This is a genomic window from Hyphococcus sp. D3-15 (assembly GCF_055809375.1).
The window spans coordinates 875,310-894,473 of the sequence record NZ_CM147910.1; the positions used below are offsets into that span (position 1 = coordinate 875,310).

At 61.2% G+C, this 19,164-nt stretch carries 16 protein-coding genes and 1 pseudogene; 13 read left to right on the forward strand and 4 right to left on the reverse strand.

The features are described 5' to 3' along the window. Positions 1-8 precede the first annotated feature (8 nt). From AC0L8G_RS04530 to AC0L8G_RS04590, 13 genes and pseudogenes are all read left to right on the forward strand, one after another. Positions 9-821 (forward strand): class I SAM-dependent methyltransferase, encoded by an 813-nt coding sequence (locus tag AC0L8G_RS04530; RefSeq protein WP_473387175.1) that lies wholly within the window; start codon positions 9-11, stop codon positions 819-821. Continuing rightward, complete coding sequence (locus AC0L8G_RS04535) at positions 818-1,672, forward strand: 23S rRNA (adenine(2030)-N(6))-methyltransferase RlmJ (RefSeq protein ID WP_473387177.1); 855 nt, start codon at positions 818-820, stop codon at positions 1,670-1,672. The genes AC0L8G_RS04530 and AC0L8G_RS04535 overlap by 4 nt, the downstream gene beginning before the upstream one ends. 34 nt (positions 1,673-1,706) lie before the next feature. Beyond that, on the forward strand, positions 1,707-2,072 hold the full coding sequence (locus AC0L8G_RS04540) for a cupin domain-containing protein (protein WP_473387179.1): 366 nt from the start codon (positions 1,707-1,709) through the stop codon (positions 2,070-2,072). 329 nt (positions 2,073-2,401) lie between these two features. Continuing rightward, complete coding sequence (gene sucD / locus AC0L8G_RS04545; RefSeq protein ID WP_473387180.1) at positions 2,402-3,301, forward strand: succinate--CoA ligase subunit alpha; 900 nt, start codon at positions 2,402-2,404, stop codon at positions 3,299-3,301. Positions 3,302-3,403: 102 nt separating this feature from the next. Beyond that, positions 3,404-6,368 (forward strand): annotated as a pseudogene (locus AC0L8G_RS04550) (2-oxoglutarate dehydrogenase E1 component). A 24-nt stretch (positions 6,369-6,392) separates the two neighbouring features. Continuing rightward, a complete protein-coding gene (odhB, locus tag AC0L8G_RS04555; protein WP_473387183.1) occupies positions 6,393-7,889 on the forward strand; it encodes a 2-oxoglutarate dehydrogenase complex dihydrolipoyllysine-residue succinyltransferase in 1,497 nt (498 codons plus the stop codon). An 11-nt stretch (positions 7,890-7,900) separates the two neighbouring features. Beyond that, entirely contained in the window at positions 7,901-9,307 is a 1,407-nt protein-coding gene (gene lpdA / locus AC0L8G_RS04560; RefSeq protein WP_473387185.1) for a dihydrolipoyl dehydrogenase, read from the forward strand. Further along, positions 9,304-9,777: a GNAT family N-acetyltransferase gene (locus AC0L8G_RS04565; RefSeq protein ID WP_473387186.1), complete on the forward strand. Its 474-nt coding sequence runs from the start codon at positions 9,304-9,306 to the stop codon at positions 9,775-9,777. The genes lpdA and AC0L8G_RS04565 overlap by 4 nt, the downstream gene beginning before the upstream one ends. A gap of 40 nt (positions 9,778-9,817) precedes the next feature. Beyond that, a complete protein-coding gene (locus AC0L8G_RS04570) occupies positions 9,818-10,069 on the forward strand; it encodes a CBU_0592 family membrane protein (RefSeq protein ID WP_473387188.1) in 252 nt (83 codons plus the stop codon). Between the two features lie 183 nt (positions 10,070-10,252). Continuing rightward, entirely contained in the window at positions 10,253-11,914 is a 1,662-nt protein-coding gene (locus AC0L8G_RS04575) for a hypothetical protein (RefSeq protein WP_473387190.1), read from the forward strand. A 264-nt stretch (positions 11,915-12,178) separates the two neighbouring features. Then, positions 12,179-13,807 (forward strand): peptide MFS transporter, encoded by a 1,629-nt coding sequence (locus AC0L8G_RS04580; RefSeq protein WP_473387191.1) that lies wholly within the window; start codon positions 12,179-12,181, stop codon positions 13,805-13,807. An 87-nt stretch (positions 13,808-13,894) separates the two neighbouring features. After that, on the forward strand, positions 13,895-14,458 hold the full coding sequence (locus tag AC0L8G_RS04585; protein ID WP_473387192.1) for a cob(I)yrinic acid a,c-diamide adenosyltransferase: 564 nt from the start codon (positions 13,895-13,897) through the stop codon (positions 14,456-14,458). Between the two features lie 11 nt (positions 14,459-14,469). Then, the gene (locus AC0L8G_RS04590) at positions 14,470-14,775 is read left to right on the forward strand and encodes an antibiotic biosynthesis monooxygenase (protein ID WP_473387193.1); all 306 of its coding nucleotides are present in this window, start codon (positions 14,470-14,472) and stop codon (positions 14,773-14,775) included. On the opposite strand, the gene AC0L8G_RS04595 is transcribed toward AC0L8G_RS04590, so the two are convergent. From AC0L8G_RS04595 to AC0L8G_RS04610, 4 genes are read right to left on the reverse strand one after another with little or no spacing between them, the layout of a single operon-like run. Further along, positions 14,763-15,527, reverse strand: coding sequence for an ABC transporter ATP-binding protein (locus tag AC0L8G_RS04595; RefSeq protein ID WP_473387194.1), 765 nt, complete (start codon positions 15,525-15,527; stop codon positions 14,763-14,765). The genes AC0L8G_RS04590 and AC0L8G_RS04595 overlap by 13 nt on opposite strands. After that, positions 15,524-16,516: a FecCD family ABC transporter permease gene (locus AC0L8G_RS04600; RefSeq protein WP_473387197.1), complete on the reverse strand. Its 993-nt coding sequence runs from the start codon at positions 16,514-16,516 to the stop codon at positions 15,524-15,526. The genes AC0L8G_RS04595 and AC0L8G_RS04600 overlap by 4 nt, the downstream gene beginning before the upstream one ends. After that, complete coding sequence (locus AC0L8G_RS04605) at positions 16,513-17,331, reverse strand: ABC transporter substrate-binding protein (protein ID WP_473387199.1); 819 nt, start codon at positions 17,329-17,331, stop codon at positions 16,513-16,515. The genes AC0L8G_RS04600 and AC0L8G_RS04605 overlap by 4 nt, the downstream gene beginning before the upstream one ends. Continuing rightward, complete coding sequence (locus tag AC0L8G_RS04610) at positions 17,331-19,151, reverse strand: TonB-dependent receptor plug domain-containing protein (protein ID WP_473387201.1); 1,821 nt, start codon at positions 19,149-19,151, stop codon at positions 17,331-17,333. The genes AC0L8G_RS04605 and AC0L8G_RS04610 overlap by 1 nt, the downstream gene beginning before the upstream one ends. Positions 19,152-19,164 lie beyond the last annotated feature (13 nt).

Sequence of the window (19,164 nt, forward strand, 5' to 3'; positions counted from 1 at the left end):
GCGGCAGCGTGGCGAAGTTGAAGCGTTTTCTGCGCGCCGTGCTCTATCGCACGGGGCTGATCGCCGTGCATTTCCGGGTGCTGGAGCACAAGCTGGTGCGCGGGCGCGAGGCGCCGCCGCCCGCCGATGAGGGCGGGATTCCCATTCCGCCGCTGGCGCTGATGGTGCGCACGGTGGGCCATGCGGACTGGCGCGCCTTTTTGCGCACGGGCAAGGCGACAGCGGAGGCGCTGGATGGTCATGCAAAAGCTGCGGGGCTCGGTTTCGCGCAAGCCCGGCGCATCCTTGATCTCGGTTGCGGCTGCGGCCGCGTGATCCGGCATCTGCCCGCCATGACGCAAGCAGAGCTCTATGGCGCGGATTACAACAAGTCCCTGCTTTCCTGGTGCGCCGAAAACCTGCCGGGCCGCTATTTGCGCAATGGCCTCAATCCGCCGCTCAAGGTTTCCGACGATCAATTCGACATCGTGTATCTGCTTTCCGTGTTCACCCATCTGCGCATTCCGACCCAGCGCATTTGGTTGCAGGAATTTGCGCGGATCATCCGCCCCGGCGGGCTCGCCCTGATCACGTTTCATGAAGAAACCCATATGGGCTTTCCGGATACGCCGGAAGCGCGCGCAGCGATCGCGGCGAACGGGTTTTACTACAACAACAATATGGTCGAAGGCTCGAACCTGATTTCGACCTTTCAAACCAAAGCGCTCGCCGAAGAAATATTCTCCGCCTATTTCGAGATTGTGCGCATCGCGCCGAGCGAGGAGGCGGGCGTCGGTCAGTCGCTCGCGGTGTTGCGCGCCCGCGCTGTGCCGGAAAAATGAACTACCGACATGCCTATCACGCTGGCAATCACGCCGATGTGCTGAAGCACATCGTGCTGGCGCGCGCCATAGAGCATCTGAAAAAGAAAGACGCCCCATTCCGCGTCTATGACGCCCATGGCGGCATCGGGGCGTATGATCTCGGCGGCGTCGAGGCGGAGAAAACCTTTGAATGGCGCGAGGGTGTCGGCCGGCTGTTCGCAGGCGATGGCGCGCCGCTGCCGCTGTCCGATGCGGTGGAAGGTTTGATCGCGCCCTGGCGGGCCTGCGTCGCCGGGGTCAATGAAGCGGGGGCGTTCAGCGCCTATCCGGGGTCGCCGGAAATGGCGCGCCTGCTGACCCGGCCGCAGGACCGGCTGCGCCTTAATGAATTGCACCCGGTCGATTTTGAAGCGCTGGCGAAGCGCTTTGCGACAGACCGCCGAACAACCGTGACGCGGCTCGATGCGCAGGTGTTTTTGAAAAGCCAGTTGCCGCCGCCGGAACGGCGCGGCCTTGTGTTGATCGATCCGCCCTATGAGAAAACCGACGAGGCCGATCATGCGCTCCGTATGCTGAGCGAAGGGCTGAAGCGGTTTTCCACCGGCGTTTTTGCGCTGTGGTATCCGGTGACCGGCGACGGGCTCAGCAACCGCCTTCGCGAGGCGGTGTCCGCAATGCCGGTGAAAACACTGATGGCGGAGCTGCTGGTGCGCGCCGCGCGCCCCGATGGCGGGCTCGCCGGCTCCGGCGTGATCATCGTCAATCCGCCCTGGCGCCTTGATGAGGAGCTTGCGCTCATCCTGCCGGAGATGGCGGACCGGCTCGCCCAGGGCGAGGCGTCATTCGCGCTTGACCTTTCCGGCGCGTGACGGTGTCCTGTGCGCGCAAGAAAAGGCGCGCGCCATGACCGTGAAAAAAATCAACATTCCCGCAGCTTTCAGCCAGATCGACGAGTGCTGGTCGCCGCATATCGCCGCGCGCGTCAATGGCCAGGAAGTACGCCTCGCCAAGATCGAGGGCGCTTTCGAATGGCACCATCATGACGGCGTGGAGGAGGCGTTCTTTGTGGTCAAAGGCGCCTTCACCATGCGGTTCCGCGATCACGATGTTGCGATGGAGGCGGGCGATTTCATCACCGTGCCCGCCGGGGTCGAGCATATGCCGGTGGCGGAGCAGGAGTGCTGGATCATGATGGTCGAAAGCGCCGGCACGTCGAATACCGGCGCGAATGTCTCCGAACGGACAAAAACCGACTTGCCGGAGCTTTAGGCGGCGCAGGCCGGATTGCGCCCATGAAAAAAGGCCGCGCGGGTTGCGCGCGGCCTTGAGTTGGGAGGGGCATTAAAAGCGAAGAGCTTTCAGCAAGCCCTCTGTCGCAGGCGAATGTTGCATCGCCACGACCATTCCGTGACGGTTTCGTGGCGAATGCGCTCAAGCCCTGCGCCACGCCGCCGCGCCGCGCTTCCGGCCGCTGAAAAGCTGTCGGGACGCTGACAAAGAAACAAATGTAAATCGGAAGCAGTCTTTACGGTTGCGGCAGTGGAAAGGCGCAGCTAAACCCGTGAAAATTCCTTGCCCGCAAGCTCGTCGGAGCGTCCATGTCCATACTCGTCGATAAGAACACCAAGGTCCTTTGTCAGGGCCTGACCGGCAAAACCGGCACCTTTCACACCGAACAAGCCATCGCCTATGGCACCAAGATGGTCGGCGGCGTCACGCCGGGCAAAGGCGGATCGGTCTGGGAGGCCGGCGAAGCGGCGAAAGGGGCGAGCCTGCCGGTGTTCGACACCGTCGCTGAGGCGCGTGAGAAGACCGGCGCCGACGCTTCCGTCATTTACGTGCCGCCCCCATTCGCGGCGGATTCCATTCTTGAAGCGATCGCGGCGGAGATTCCGCTGGTGATCTGCATCACTGAGGGCATTCCGGTGCTCGACATGGTGACAGTGAAGCGCGCGCTCGATGGCTCCAAGACCCGGCTCGTGGGGCCGAACTGCCCCGGCGTCATCACGCCGGATGAATGCAAGATCGGGATCATGCCTGGTCATATTCACCGCAAGGGCCATGTGGGCGTGATTTCGCGCTCCGGCACGCTGACTTATGAGGCGGTGCATCAGACGACCGCCGCCGGACTGGGCCAGTCGACCTGTGTGGGGATTGGCGGCGATCCGGTCAAAGGCACCGATTTCATCGAAGTGCTCGATATGTTCCTTCACGATGACGAGACCCATTCGATCATCATGATCGGGGAAATCGGCGGCTCCGCAGAGGCTGACGCAGCGAAATTCCTCGCCAGCCACAAGATTAAAAAGCCGACCGTGGGCTTCATCGCCGGGGTCACGGCGCCGCCGGGACGGCGCATGGGCCATGCCGGAGCGCTGGTTTCCGGCGCTGACGACACCGCGGAAGCGAAAATCGAAGCGATGAAAGCCGCAGGCATCGCAGTATCTCCGACTCCGGCGGCGATGGGGCGGACGCTTCTCGAAGTTCTCAAAAAATAAATGTTTTTATCATTAATGGGCAGGTCCAATAATGATTGAATCGCTCGCAAGTTGGCGTATCTAGGGAAGCTATCGTCACACGGCGTAGAGACGGATAGGGTCATGGCCAAAGACGGGAACGCTCCCGCAGGTTCGGCGGAAAAGTCGGACATTGAAACAGTACTTTCGGGTTCCAACGCTCAATATCTTGAGGCGCTTTACGCCCGCTACGCCGCCGATCCCGCATCGGTGAGCGCAGACTGGCGCGCGTTTTTCGACAGCGAAAACGACGCCGCGCCCGCTTTTGAGGGACCAAGCTGGGCCCGCAAGGACTGGCCGCCAAAGATCAACGGCGAGCTGACGGCGGCGCTGGATGGCGACTGGTCGGCCCTGGAGCCCCAGATTAAAGCGAAAATCGAACAGCGCGCGGCTGCCGCGCCGGCCGCTTTGCCCGGCGGTGATGTGCTGCAGGCGACGAAGGATTCCCTGCGCGCGCTGATGCTGATCCGCGCCTATCGCATTCGCGGCCATCTGATCGCCGATCTCGATCCGCTTGGCCTGCAGCGCCATGAGGTCCACCCTGAGCTTGATCCGGCGACGCTCGGCTTCACTGAAGCGGATATGGACCGGCCGATTTTCATCGACCATGTGCTCGGGCTGGAGACAGCGACGCTGCGCCAGATCCTCGCCATCTTGCAGCGGACCTATTGCGGCACTTTCGCCGTCGAGTTCATGCATATCACCGATCCGGAGCAAAAAGCCTGGTTGCAGCAGCGCATCGAAGGTCCGGACAAGGACATTACCTTCACCGATGAAGGCAAGCGCGCGATCTACAACAAGCTTGTCGAGGCGGAAGGTTTTGAGAATTTCCTGAACACCAAATACACCGGCACCAAGCGCTTCGGGCTTGATGGCGGCGAATCCATGGTGCCGGCGCTGGAGCAGATCATCAAACGCGGCGGCGCGCTCGGCGTTAAAGAGATCGTCATCGGCATGCCCCATCGCGGGCGCCTGAATGTGCTCGCCGCCGTGATGGGCAAGCCCTATCACCATATCTTCCACGAATTTCAGGGCGGCTCGGTGACCCCCGACGACGTGTCCGGTTCGGGCGATGTGAAATATCACCTCGGCGCCTCTTCCGACCGCGAATTCGACGGCAACAAGGTTCACCTGTCGCTCACCGCCAACCCGTCGCATCTCGAAGCGGTGAACCCGGTGGTGCTCGGCAAGGCGCGTTCCAAACAGGACCGCATCGAAACCGCCGATCTCGATCAGCCGCGCACCCATGTGCTGCCGCTCTTGCTGCATGGCGACGCGGCCTTCGCCGGTCAGGGCGTCATTGCGGAATGTTTTTGCTTTTCCGGCCTGCGCGGTTATCGCGCCGGCGGCACCATCCATTTCATCGTCAACAACCAGATCGGTTTTACGACGAGCCCGAAATATGCGCGCTCCTCGCCTTACCCGTCTGACGTGGCGAAAATGGTCGAAGCGCCGATCTTCCATGTAAACGGCGACGATCCCGAAGCGGTGGTGTACGCCGCGAAAGTCGCGACCGAGTTTCGTCAGAAATTCGCCGCCGACGTTGTCATCGACATGTTCTGCTATCGCCGCTTTGGTCACAATGAAGGCGACGAGCCGGGCTTCACCCAGCCGAAAATGTATAAAAAGATCCGTGCGCTGCCGACGACGCGCTCGATCTACGCGGACCGTCTTGTGGAACAGGGCGTGGTCAGCGCCGAGGATGCGGAAGGCGAACAGGCGAAATTCCGCGAATTCCTCGATCAGGAATTCTCCGCTGCGGAAGCCTTCAAGCCGAACAAGGCCGACTGGCTCGATGGTCAGTGGTCGGGTTTCGTTCCGCCGGTCGATGATGACCGCCGCGGCAACACCGCGATTGAAATTGAAGACCTGAAGGAAATCGGCGCCGCGCTCACGCATTATCCGAAAGCGTTCAATATTCACAAAACGCTGGCGCGCATTCTCGAGCAGAAAAAGAAAATGTTCGAGACCGGCGAGGGCATTGACTGGGCGACCGCAGAGGCGCTGGCCTTTGGCGGCCTCGTCAAGGACGGTTTCGGCGTCCGGCTTTCAGGCCAGGATTGCCGTCGCGGCACTTTCTCCCAGCGCCATGCGGTTTTCATCGATCAGCAAACGGAGAAAACCTACACGCCGCTGCGTCACCTTGATAATGCGGAAGCGACATTCGAGGTTCACGATTCTGAACCTTTCCGAATTCGCGGTGATGGGTTTTGAATATGGCTACTCGCTGGCCAATCCGAAATTCCTCGTGCTCTGGGAAGGCCAGTTCGGCGACTTCGCCAATGGCGCGCAGACGATCATCGATCAGTTTATTTCCTCCGGCGAACGCAAATGGCTGCGCATGTGCGGGCTCGTATTGCTCCTGCCCCATGGCTATGAAGGTCAGGGTCCGGAACATTCCTCGGCCCGGCTTGAGCGCTTCCTGCAGCTTTGCGCCCAGGACAACATGCAGGTCGCGAACTGCACCACGCCGGCCAACTATTTCCATATTCTGCGCCGCCAGATGCGCCGGAATTTCCGCAAGCCGCTGGTGTTGATGACGCCGAAATCGCTGCTGCGTCACAAGAAATGCGTTTCGACGCTTGAAGAGATGGGCCCCGGTTCGTCTTTCCACCGGGTGCTTTGGGATGATGCGGAATACCGCCCCGGCTCGACGGTGAAACTGGTCTCCGACCAGAAGATCAAGCGCGTCGTGATGTGCTCCGGCAAGGTCTATTACGACCTGCTCGAAGAGCGCGAGCAGCGCGGCATCGACAATATCTATCTGTTGCGCGTCGAGCAGTTCTATCCGTTCCCGGCGATGTCGCTCATCAATGAGCTGCAGCGTTTCCGCAATGCGGAGATGGTCTGGTGTCAGGAAGAGCCGAAAAATATGGGCTCCTGGTTCTTCATGGAGCCGAACCTGGAATGGACGCTCGATCAGATCGACGCCAAACACAAACGCGCGCGCTATGTGGGCCGCGCCGCCGCTGCGTCCCCGGCGACTGGCCTGATGAGCAGGCACAAGCGTGAATTGGAAGAATTTTTGAACGACGCGCTGACCCTTTAGGGTCGGCCGCATTGGAGAAGAAGAATGGCCACCGAAATCCGCGTCCCGACGCTTGGCGAATCCGTCACCGAAGCGACGATCGCGAAATGGATGAAAAGCGAAGGCGATACGGTCGCCGCTGACGAACCGTTGGTCGAGCTTGAAACCGATAAAGTGTCCGTTGAAGTGCCGGCGCCCGCCGCTGGCGTGCTTGCCTCCATAGCCGCGAAAGAGGGCGATACGGTAGAGGTTGACGCCTTGCTCGGCGCCATTGAAGCGGGCGGCGCCGCAAAGGCCGCAGCGCCTGCGAAAGCCGCGCCAGCGAAGGCTGCGGCTGCGACGAGCGGCGGCGAAGATATTGAAGTGACCGTGCCGGCTTCCGGCGAGAGCGTCACCGAAGCCGATATTGGCGAATGGTTCAAGAAAGTCGGCGACGCGGTCACGATTGATGAGCCGCTTGTCAGTCTCGAAACCGACAAGGCGGCGATGGATGTGCCGTCGCCAGCCACGGGCGTGTTGAAAGAAATCCGCGCGCAGGAAGGCGATACGGTTGAGGTCGGTAATGTGATTGCGGTGATCGCTGCCGGCGATGCGCCCGCAAAAACCAATGGCGCTGCGGCGCCGGCGAAGGCCGCCCCTGCGCCCGCCGCCGCATCCGCCGCTAAGTCAGATGATTTATCACCGGCGCCGCGCCGGGTTGTCGCCGAACGCGGCCTCGATCCGTCGACCATAGAAGGCACCGGCAAGGGCGGCCGCATCACCAAGGCCGACGCGCTTTCCGCCTCCGCCAAACCGGCGCAAGCCAAAGCGCCCGCCGCACCGTCTGCGCCGCGCGATCTTGGTCCCCGCGAAGAGCGGGTGAAAATGTCCCGCATGCGCCAAACCATCGCCCGGCGCCTGAAAGAGGCGCAGGACACGGCGGCGATGCTGACCACCTTCAACGACGTCGATATGACGGCGGTGATGGAATTGCGTTCTCAGTATAAAGAGCTTTTCGACAAGAAGCACGGCATCAAGCTCGGCTTCATGTCCTTCTTCGTCAAAGCATGCGTCCACGCGCTGAAAGAAGTGCCGGACGTCAATGCCGAGATCGACGGAACCGACATCATCTACAAGAACCACTATGACATCGGCGTTGCGGTCGGCACCGACAAGGGCCTCGTTGTGCCGGTCATCCGCGATGCGGATCTGAAGTCCATGGCGGAGATCGAGCTGGAAATTTCCGATTTTGGGCGTCGCGCCCGCACCGGTGATTTGAAACTCGAAGAAATGCAGGGCGGCACCTACACGATCTCCAATGGCGGCGTTTACGGCTCGCTGATGTCGATGCCGATTTTGAACCAGCCGCAATCGGGCATTCTCGGCATGCACCGGATCGAAGAACGCCCGGTGGCGCGCAATGGCCAGGTCGTTATCCGCCCGATGATGTATCTCGCCATGTCTTATGATCACCGCATTGTCGACGGCAAAGGCGCAGTCACATTCCTCGTGCGCGTTAAAGAAAATCTCGAAGACCCGCAGCGTCTGCTGCTTGACCTTTAGGAAGTCTTCCCATGACCGAAACTTATGACGTCGTCATCATCGGCGCCGGACCCGGCGGCTATAATGCGGCGATCCGCGCCGGACAGCTGGGCCTGAAAACCGCGATCATCGAAAAGCGCGAGAGCAAAAAGCTCGGCGGCACTTGCCTCAATGTGGGCTGCATCCCGTCGAAAGCGTTGTTGCACGCTTCGCAGCTTTACCAGATCGCGGAAAAAGACTTCGCCGGGCTCGGCATCAAGACCAGCGGCCTGTCGCTCGATCTGAAACAGATGCTGAAACAGAAAGACGACGCCGTCGAAGCGCTCACCAAGGGCGTTGAATTTCTGATGAAGAAAAACAAGGTCGATGTGTTTCTCGGTTCAGGCGAGATTCTGTCCGCCAATCGCGTGCTGGTTTCCGGCGCCGATGGCGACAAGGAGCTGTCGACCAAGAATATCGTGATCGCCACCGGCTCTGAAGTGACGCCGCTGCCGGGTGTTGAGATCGACGAAAAACAGATCGTCTCCTCTACCGGCGCGCTGGCGCTTCCCGCCGTGCCGAAACATCTCGTGGTCATTGGCGGCGGCGTGATCGGGCTGGAGCTTGGTTCGGTCTGGGCGCGTCTCGGCGCGAAAGTCACCGTGGTCGAATTTCTCGACAAGATTTTGCCGCCCATGGATGATGAAGTCTCCAAACAGTTTCAGCGCATCCTGAAAAAGCAGGGCTTTGAGTTCAAGCTGTCGTCAAAAGTCACCGGCGCGAAGGCGACGAAGGCTGGCGTCAAGCTGACGGTCGAGCCGGCGGCTGGCGGCGCCGCGGAAACGATCGAATGCGACACCGTGCTGGTTGCGATCGGCCGTCGCCCCTATACGCAAGGGCTGGGCTTGGAGACGGTCGGCGTCAAAACTGACAAGCGCGGCGTCATTGAGACGGATCATTTCAAAACCAATGTGCCGGGCATCTGGGCGCTGGGCGATTGCATTGTCGGGCCGATGTTGGCGCATAAGGCGGAAGATGACGGAACCGCCTGCATCGAGCTGATCGCGGGCAAAGCGGGGCATGTGAATTACGACACCGTGCCGAGCGTTGTGTACACCTATCCGGAAGTCGCATCGGTTGGCAAAACCGAAGAGCAACTGAAACAAGCGGGCGTCAAATACAAAACCGGCAAGTTTCCGTTCATGGCCAATTCCCGCGCCAAGACCAATCACGAGACTGACGGCTTTGTGAAAATCCTCGCTGACGCTGAGACTGACAAAGTGCTCGGCGCGCATATTGTCGGCGTTGAGGCGGGCGAGCTGATCGCGGAAGTGGTGAGCGTCATGGAGTTCGGCGGCGCGTCGGAAGACATTGCGCGCACCTGTCACGCCCACCCGACCCGCTCAGAGGCCGTGCGTCAGGCCGCCATGGGTGTTGAAGGCTGGACCATGCAGGCGTGACGCCTGCCGCCCTTCACCTGGCCATCAGGGTTCGCCCGATTGAAGAGGGCGATGTCGATGAATTGCTTGCGATGATGCGCGCCCTCGCCGAGGAAGAAGGAGAGGCGGCGCATCTGACGGTGTCGCCTGCGCGCCTGCGCGAGACCGGCTTCGGGGATCGCCCGCATTGGAGCGGCCTGTTCGCAACGGTGATGGGCGAGACCGTCGGTTATGCGACCTGCACCCGTGATTTTCACCTCTGGAGCGGCGCGGAGCGCATTACGATTGACGATGTATTCGTCCGGCCGGAGTTTCGCGGCATGGGCATCGGCGAAAGGTTGATGTCCGCCATATTCGACGAGGCGCGCGCAAAGCATGCGCTGGTGAACTGGACGGTGCAGACCGACAATGAACGGGCGATCCGGTTTTATCAGCGCCTCGGCGCAAGCTATCGTGAGACCGGCAAATGCAGCTGGCGCTCAACTGAATAGCGGCCTCGACATCGGGGCGGAATAATCTAAACAGTCAAAAATGCATTTGACGCTCGCAGATTTTGTCGGCTTTTCGGGTGTGGCGCTTGTCGTCGGCACCTATTTCCTCTCGCAAATCGGGCGGATGGATGTGCGTCAGCCGCTCTATCCGGGGCTCAATGGCATCGGTGCGTTGCTGATCCTGTATTCGCTGTCGCACACTTTCAACGCCGCATCTTTTGTCATTGAAATGTTCTGGCTGCTGATTTCCGCGGTTGGTCTCTTTCGCGCGCTGTTCCTGAAATCCAAATAATCACGAGGCGCTGCGGCGCTTCTGTTCATTTTCCGACCCAGGCTGTGACGCGCGTCACGGCTTTGTGCGCGTGCGCCCTGATTATGGCGCCATTGAGTTCGATTGCGGCCACATACGCAAACAATAGTTGCAAGATCGGACGGCAGGGGGTCGTCCGCCCTACAATATATAAGGAGATCGATCATGGGGGAGACCACGATCAAAACCATCAGCGCCAGCATGCTGGCGTTGGCCATCCTGGCTGGTGCGGCGGCGCCGGCTTCAGCGCAGACCCGCACAAACGGCAAGATTTACGACCTGCCGCTTTTTGCAAATGACCTTAATCCCGGCGAACGGTATTTCACGCGCGACCACGCAGATAGCACGGCGCAGAAATACGGCTATGATATCACCGGACGGCGCAAGTCAGGCGATAGCTGGACATCGTTGAAATCCGGGATCACCGGGGACGCCCATTGGCGCAATCCGAAAAACGAAAATTACTTCGTCTACGGAAAGCCGTTCTACGCCATGAAAGCGGGCACGGTCATCGCCTGCTGGCGCAGCGCGCCGCAAAATCCACGGCCCAAGCTTCCGGAGGAAGACAACTCTGTTCCTACCAGTGAAAAGGCCTGGATCCATCAGTTTCAGAAAGACGGTCTGCTCGCCGGCGGCGGGAATCATTTGTGGATCCTGCATGATGACGGCACGCGCGCGCTCTATGCTCATGCGCAAACCAACAGTATTCCGGCCGCGCTTTGCCCGAAAACACAGACGAAGTTCAGCTCGGTTCCCGATAAGAGCGATGTCGATGAAAACGGCATGTATGAGCCGATTGCATTGGCGCCGTCGGAGCGCAAGCGCGTGAAGGCCGGCCAGATGCTCGGCCGCATCGGCCATAGCGGATCGTCAACCGGGCCACATCTTCATATCCATGTTGAAGCCAAAAACGCCAATGGAAGCTGGGCCGGCGTGCCGACGCGTTTCCGTCGCGGCATGTCGACGCCGTGGAATAGCGGCGCGCCGGACATCGATGTCTGGAACAGCTTCTCCGGAAAGGTAATCACCAAGGGCGATGTCTTGTTCTGGCCGCCGACCCGTCTCGGCAAGGAATATGCGCGCCACAAACAAAACACGACGGACTTCGCCCGCCTGTTCAAGCATCTTTCCAATAGCGGTTATCAGCCAAAAATCATCAATGGCTATAGCGTTGGCGGCAAGGTCTATCTCAATCATGTCTGGGAGCCCGCCGAAGGCAATTGGCGCGCCTATTCGCGTCAGTCGCAGTCAAAGCATCAGGCCAATCTCGACAAGGCGAAAGCCGATGGCTATGCGCCGGTCTTTATCGACAGCTATCTGCAAAACGGGCAGGTCCGCTATGCGGCGATCTATGCGAAGGGCAAGCCCGGCAAATGGAAGCTGCGCTCGAACATGACGGCGCAGACCCATCAGAGCGTGCTCAACGAAGCCAAGGCCGAAGGGCTGAAGCCGGACTCCGTTTCGGTTGTCTCGATCAACGGGCAGCGCCGCTACACTGCGCTGTATCGGTCTGACTCGATTGGCGGCTGGGCGCTGAAATCGCAAATCCTCGAAAGCGATTATCAGGGCGTCGTCAATGATCAGCTTGCGGCGGGCCGCATGCCGATCCATCTCGATGGCTACATGCACAAAGGCAAGGCGTATTATTCGGCGATCTTTGCGACGAAATACAAAGGCAAGTCGAAAGCCCGCCATGGCATGTCGTCCGGCTCTTATCAGAACGAGGCCGAGTCAGCCTGGAGCGCAGGCTATGTCACCCAAAGCGTCGCTGCCTTTGACGGCGCGCAGAGCCAGCATCGCTATGGCGCGGTGTGGGCCAAGCCCTGACCTGAATGGGCGGCGGCAGATCCCGCCGCCGCCCGGCAAACCGTACAGAATCGTGAACTTGCCGCCGCGCCCTTGGGTGCGGCGGCTCGTTTTTGCGCAGATGCGGCGCTTGTCTGTCACTTGCAGCCTAAATGCTGGATTATCCGCGCCTTTTCAGCCTAAACTGCGCGCCAATGCGCGCTCTGACGGGCGCAACGAGGGGCAATTTACGCGCGGGGGCCGTCTTGCGGGACGGCTTACGCACGAAAGAGGGATCACCTTTCCATGAATGTCATTCTGATTTTTACCTTGATCGGCGCTGTCGGTTTGCTGAGCGCGCTGTATCAGATGCGTACGCAGCCAAAGGGCCTGTACATCCTGTTTTTCGCAGAGATGTGGGAGCGCTTTTCCTATTACGGCATGCGCGCGCTGCTGGTGTTTTATCTCACCAAGCATTTCCTGTTCGATCAGGCCGCCGCTTACGGTCTATACGGCGCCTATACGACGCTGGTTTACATCACGCCGGTGATTGGCGGCGTGCTGGCTGACCGGTATTTGGGGCAGCGACGCGCCGTGCAGATCGGCGCCGTGCTTCTGGTGCTTGGTCATATGGGCATGGCGATTGAGGGCGACCCGACCGCGCCCGGCGCCGATCCCGATCCGTTCATCATCAACATTTTCTATCTGTCGCTGGCGCTGATCATCATGGGCGTCGGCTTCCTGAAGGGAAACATTTCGGCGATCGTCGGCCAACTTTATGCGAAAACCGACACGCGCCGCGACAGCGCTTTCACCTTCTTCTATGTGGGCATTAACGCCGGTTCGTTCTTTGGCGCGCTTTATGCGGGTTATCTCGGCGAGACCTTCGGCTGGCAATATGGTTTCGGCCTTGCCGGCATCGGCATGCTGCTTGGCCTGCTTGTCTTCATGTGGGGCAAGCCGCTTTTGCAGGGCGCGGGCGAAGCGCCGGATCTGGCCTTGCTCAAAGCCAAGCGTTTTCTCGGTCTCTCGACCGAATGGCTGATCTATATCGGCACGGCGCTGATGCTCGCCTTTGTCTGGTATGTGGTTCGCGATCAGGGAACGGTGGGCACCATTCTTTATGCTGCGATGGCGGTCACCTATATCTACATTCTGGGCCGCAGCGTGATGACGCTGGAGCCCCATGCGCGGGACCGAATTTTCGCAGCGCTGTTCCTCATCACCATCCAGGTTCTGTTTTGGGCGCTGTTTGAACAGGCCGGTTCATCGATCAATGTGTACACGGATGAGCAAGTTGACCGGACATTGCTCGGGCAGGAAGTCCCGGCGTCGGTGTTCCAGTCATTGAACGCGATGTACATCATCTTCCTTGGTCCTGTCTTCGCCTGGATATGGAGCTTCCTCGGCAAGCGCGGCATGGAGCCGTCGGCGCCGCAGAAATTCGGCCTCGGCGTAATCCAGCTTGGTCTTGGCTTCCTGGTGCTGGTCTGGGGCGCGACGTCCGCCGTGGGTTTGACACCGGTGATGTTCATCTTCCTCATCTATCTGCTGCACACGACGGGCGAGCTTTGCCTGTCTCCGGTGGGCCTATCCGCCATGACGCGTCTGTCGACGGCGCGCATGGTCGGTCTGATCATGGGGGCGTGGTTCCTCGCTTCCGGCGCCGGCAATTTCGCGGCGGGCCTGATCGCACAGGCGACCGCCGTCGAGGGCGCAGACGGCGGAAATATGGTGCTTGCGGTCTACTCAAATGTCGGGTGGGTCGCGATCTGGGTCGGCATCGGGCTGATCGTCATTTCGCCGCTGATCAACTATCTGATGCATTTGAAAACGCTGAAAGACGATCCGCATCCGCTGGCCGGCGAGAGCGAGATTGGCGAGCCCATGGGCCCGGGCGTGCATCCGGGAAGAAAGGGTCCGGCTGCGGAATAGCCGACCCGACAAAAAGGCATGGGCCCGGCGGTTCTTCCGCCGGGCCTTTTTTGTATAATCACGCGGCAACACAGAAAGCGCCGAGCCATGTCCGACCGGCTAACGAAAATCGTCACGCGCGGCGGCGACAAGGGCGAAACCTCGCTCGCTGACGGCACGCGTCTCCCCAAGGATGATGCGCGCATCGCGCTGATCGGCGATGTGGACGAGTTGAATTCCTCCATCGGCGTCGTGATCGCGCATCTTGAAAAAGGCGCGCTCGCCGAACTGCTGACCGGGGTTCAGCACGATCTGTTCGATCTCGGCGGGGGCTTGTGTTTTCCCGGCGCGCCGTTGTTGACGGAAAACCATCTGGCGCGTCTCGATGCGGCCGCCGCCGCGATGAATGCCGACCTGGCGCCGCTGAAAGAATTCATTTTGCCCGGCGGTTCGCCGGTTATCGCGTTCCTCCATGTGGCGCGCACGGTCTGCCGCCGCGCCGAACGCGCGATGGTCGGTTTCCATCGCAGCGCGCCGGAGGCGGCGCTGGGCCTGCAATATCTCAACCGTCTTTCGGATGTGCTGTTCATCGCGGCGCGCGCGGAAGCAAAGCGCTCGGGCGTTGCGGAAGTCTACTGGCGCAAGGAAAACAGCGCTTCACCTGAATCATAAAAGGCGGCGTTATGATTATCAGAAGCTGGGCCGGGCGAACAGCGCTCAAGGATGGCGACGCCTATGAACGCTTTATGATCGAGCGCGCCGCGCCGGATTATGCCTCGGTTGAGGGGTTGAAGGCGCGCTACTTCACCCGCCGCGACGAAGGCGATGAGGCGCATTTTCTTTTAATCACCATCTGGGATTCGATGGATGCGGTTGAAGCCTTTGCCGGCGCTGATCCTGCAAAGGCGAAATATTATCCTGAAGATGACCGCTATCTTCTCGAAAAAGACGATCATGCCCGAAATCATCGTCTCTTTTATTCAGGCTGAAGCGGCGTAAATCCAACCAGCGCGCCGGACGCGTCACGTTGCGGCGTAATGCGAAAAACCTGCTCGTAAATGTCAGCGGGCAGCGCGTTTGGCGCGCCGTCAAACCTTATGCGGCCCTCGCCGAGCACGACAAGCCGCGTGCAATAGCGCGCCGCGAGCGGCAAATCATGCAGCGCCGCGATGATCGCCTTGCCGCTATCGGCCATCGCACGCAGCAATTGCATCACGGCGAGCTGGTGCGCGGGATCGAGCGCCGTGACCGGCTCGTCAGCGAGCAGCAGCGGCGTGTCGCCTGCGAGCGCGCGGGCGAGATGAATGCGCGAAAGCTCCCCGCCGGAAAGTTCATTGACGGGGCGATCGGCGAGATGCGCTGCGCCGCATAGCGTCAGCGCCTTGTCGACCGCCGCCCTGTCGCGCGCATCCTCCGACAAGGGATCGCCCCAGGCGAAGCGGCCAAGCGAGACGACGGCGCGCGCGGGGACCGCCCAATAGACCGGCCGGGCCTGCGGCAGATAGGAAAGCCGCCGCGCGCGTCGCCCCGTGGTGAGGGCGTCCATATCGGCGCCGTCAAGCCGCCGGCTTCCGTTGTCGATGGGCAACAAGCCCGCCGCCGCCCTGAGCAAGGTGGACTTGCCTGCGCCATTCGGTCCGATCAGGCCGATAAATTCCTGCGCCCCTGCGTTGAAAGAAATGTCGTGGAGAACCCGGCGGGCGCCGAGCGACACGGCGATATGGTCTAGCTGAAGGATCATGAGGCGATCCTTTTGCTGGTGGCGGCGACCCAGACAAAACCCGGCGCGCCGATTAACGCCGCCGCGACGCCCAACTTCAGCTCCTGATCGAAAGGCAGCATACGGATGATAATGTCTGCCGCGACCAGCATGGCGCCGCCCAGCAGCGCGCTTGGCAGGAGCAGCCGCGCCGGGTTCTGCCCGGCGAAGGCGCGGACAATATGCGGCGCCACGATGCCGATAAAGCCGATGGCGCCGGCAGTCGCAACGCTCGCGCCCACAAGAAAAGCGGCGCCGATAATGACCAGCAGGCGGGTGCGTTTCAGATTTGCGCCAAGGCTCTCGGCGGTTTCTTCGCCAAGGGTGAGGGCGAGCAGGCCGGGCGCGGCGGCGGCGATCATGGCGAAACCGGCAAGCGCGAAGGGCGCGGCGAGGGCGAGATCGGCGAAGCTGCGATTGGCGACGGTGCCGAACAGCCAGTTCACAAGGTCGGAGAGCGCAAACGGATTGGGAGAGAGATTCATCGCCAGCGAAATCAGCGCGCCGCAAAAAGATGAAAGCCCGACGCCGATCAGAATAAGCCGCGCGGTGGAAACGCGTCCCGCGCCCAGCGCATATAGCGCCGCCGTCGCGCCGACCGCGAACAGAATCGCCATCACCGGCGCCGCCCAGATGGCGAGGGCTGCGAGATTGAAATAGATCGCAATGACCGCGCCGAGCGCTGCGGCGGCGGAAACCCCGAGCACGCCCGGATCGGCGAGAGGATTGCGCAACAACCCCTGCAATCCGGCGCCCGCCGCGCCGAGACAGGCGCCGGCGAGCGCGGCGGCCAGCGCGCGCGGCAAGCGGATGTCGCGGATGATGGCGGTCACTGCGCCATGGTCGCTGGTGAGCGCGACAAGCGCATCGCCCGGCGCAATCGCTGCGGGACCGATGAACAGCGAGACGGCGATCAGCACGGCGCTCAGCGCCGCGAGCGCGCCATTAAGGGAGAGTGTGCGTCCGCTCATTCTTGCGCGCCTTCCGCGATCATTTCCGCCGCATCGACGGCGAACCATGCGGCGCAACTGACGAGATCGGCCGGCAATTGCACCGACGGCGTTTGCGCAAGCCGCGCCCGCAATGCCGGATGGCGCGCCGCCGACCAGTGATTGACCGCCTCATCGCGGGAGATGAAAAACCCGCCGACAATGAACGCTGGCGGTTCCAGCAACAATTGTTCAGCGGGCAGGGGCGGCCAGTAGGATTTTCCTTCCTCCGCCATGATGTTGATCAGTCCCGCCGCGCGCATGATTGCGTCAATCATGGTATGCGCGCCGGCGGTGACGCCGCCGGGCGTGACATAGAGCGCGCGCTTTTGCGATTGCGGCGCGGAGGCGAGGGCGCCAAGGCGCGCCTCCATATCCGCGATGAGCGCTTCCCCGCGCGCAACCTGATCGAGCGCGGAAGCAACCAGGCGAATATTGTCTTTGACGCCGGAAAAATCTTCCGGATAGCCCAGCGAAACCACCTGCGCGCCAAAGGCGGCGAAGCGCCCCGCATTTGCGCCGCCGCCCCATTGCCGCAAAACGATGTCGGGCGCGCGCAACAGCACTTCCTCGCGCGTCGGGCGGATTTTTTCATGCGCCGCCGCCAGCGCGCGCAAATGGGAATAGTCCTTGTCCGCGCCGCGCGAGACCGCGAGCACCTGATCGCCATCGGCGAGTTGGAGCAGATACTGATCGGCGCAATAATCGAGCGACACCGCTTTTGGTTTCGCCTGTTTGAGATTGGCCTGCGCAGGTGCTGTGGCGGCAAGCGCGAAAAGGAAAACAATGAGCCGCATCAAAACCGCACCCTCACCCCGCCATAAGCGGCCGCGCCCAGCTCGCCATAGCCGGACACATCCTGATAGTCCGCATCGCCCGCATTTTCCACGCGCCCATAAAGCTCCAGCGCATCGGTAAGCTGGTAGGCGGCGCGCAGATCGAGGCGAATGAACCCGTCATTCGGGGCGGGCGTATCGTTTTCGCGGCCGTTGAAGATCGTGCTGGCGGCGAGCGTGAGCTTTTCAATCGGCGCAAAGGTAAGCGTCAGCGCGCCCTTGTGCTTGGGCTGGCGCAGCAATTGCGCGCGGGTTTCAAGGTCGATGGCGTCGGTGAAGCTGTAGGTGATCTCCGCCGACAGGCGCGGAGACAGCGCAAAGGCGCCTTCGGCCTCAATGCCGCGGGCGCGGGTTTCATCAATGTTGAAATAACCATTGCCCGCAAAGTCGTAATCGATCTGGTCGGTTACGCGGGTCTGAAAAAAGGTCACTGCGAGCCGGTGTTGGCGGGCGTCCCCGAATAATCGCTCAACGCCGACATCGGCGCCGCTGGCCTGTTCCGGTCGCAAATCCGGATTGGGCATGACGCCAAACTGGTCATAATTGAGTTCGAACAGGCTGGGCGCGCGAAAGCCTTCGCCCCAACTGGCGCGCAGGCGCCAGGCTTGCGAGGCGCGCCATACAATAGCAGCGCGCAGCGTCGTCGCGCCGTCAAAGTTTGAAAATTCATCGCGGCGCCCGCCGAAAGAAAACGTCACCGCATCGACGGGCCTGATTTCAGCCAGAGCGAAAACCGCGCCGGCGGTCGCGGTTTCATCGACGCCGGAGGTGACGGCGCTGGTGCGCTCCGCCTCCGCCCCGGCGATGAGGCGCAGATTTTGATGCAACGTGACCGCGGCGAGATAGTCGATGCTTGTCCGCGAGCCTTTTGCGGAAAATGTCTCGGCGCCATTGTCGGTATTCACCCGGTCGATGGCGTTGAAGGCGAAGGAGAGCGCGCCGTCAAAACCATCATAGGCGTGCAGCAGTTTCCCGGCGGCGAGATAGTCCTTTGTGTGTTCGGTTTCATCGGTATCGCCGAAACTGAAATCAGGCGGCGCGAAGCCGTCAATCTCTGCGCGGGCGCGGCTCGCCCGCAAGCTGACTTCCGTGCGCCAATGGTCGGAAAGTTCCGCGCCCGCCGCCAGCGTCGCCGCGCCATGGCGATATCCGTCGCGTTCATCGCCTATCGCGGCGCGCGAGATCCCCTTTGTCGTTGCGCCAGTGAGTGAAATGCGGCCATAGGCGCCGTTCTTTTCGGCTCCGACAGATGCGCTTGCGCGCGCGGTCCCGAGCGATCCGCCCTCGACAAAGGCGCTGGCGCCCGCCCGCTTGGTCGTGATCATGATGACGCCGCCAATCGCGTCGGCGCCATAAAGCAGGGATTGCGGACCGCGAAGGATTTCTATGCGGTCAATATTCGCCGCATCGAGATTGGCGAAATTGAATCCGCCCTGGGGCGCTGATGGATCGTTGACGGCGACGCCGTCGATGACCACCAGCGTTTGGCCGCTCGTCGCGCCGCGAATGCGAATACTGGCGACGCCGCCAACACCGCCGCTGCGCGCGAGTGATACGCCGGCGGCGTCCCGCAAGGCGTCGGCGACATAGGCGATTTGCCGTTCCGCAATGTCATCGGCGGTAATGACGGATACGGATGATCCCGCTTCCGACAGGGCGACAGGCGTGCGCAGCGCGGAAACGGTGATTTCATCTTGCGCCCATGCAGAAGAGGCGCAGGCAAGAACCGCAAGGGCGGGGATAAATTTCAGGCGTAATAATGCAGTCGGGTATTCGGTCATGGCGACATTCCTT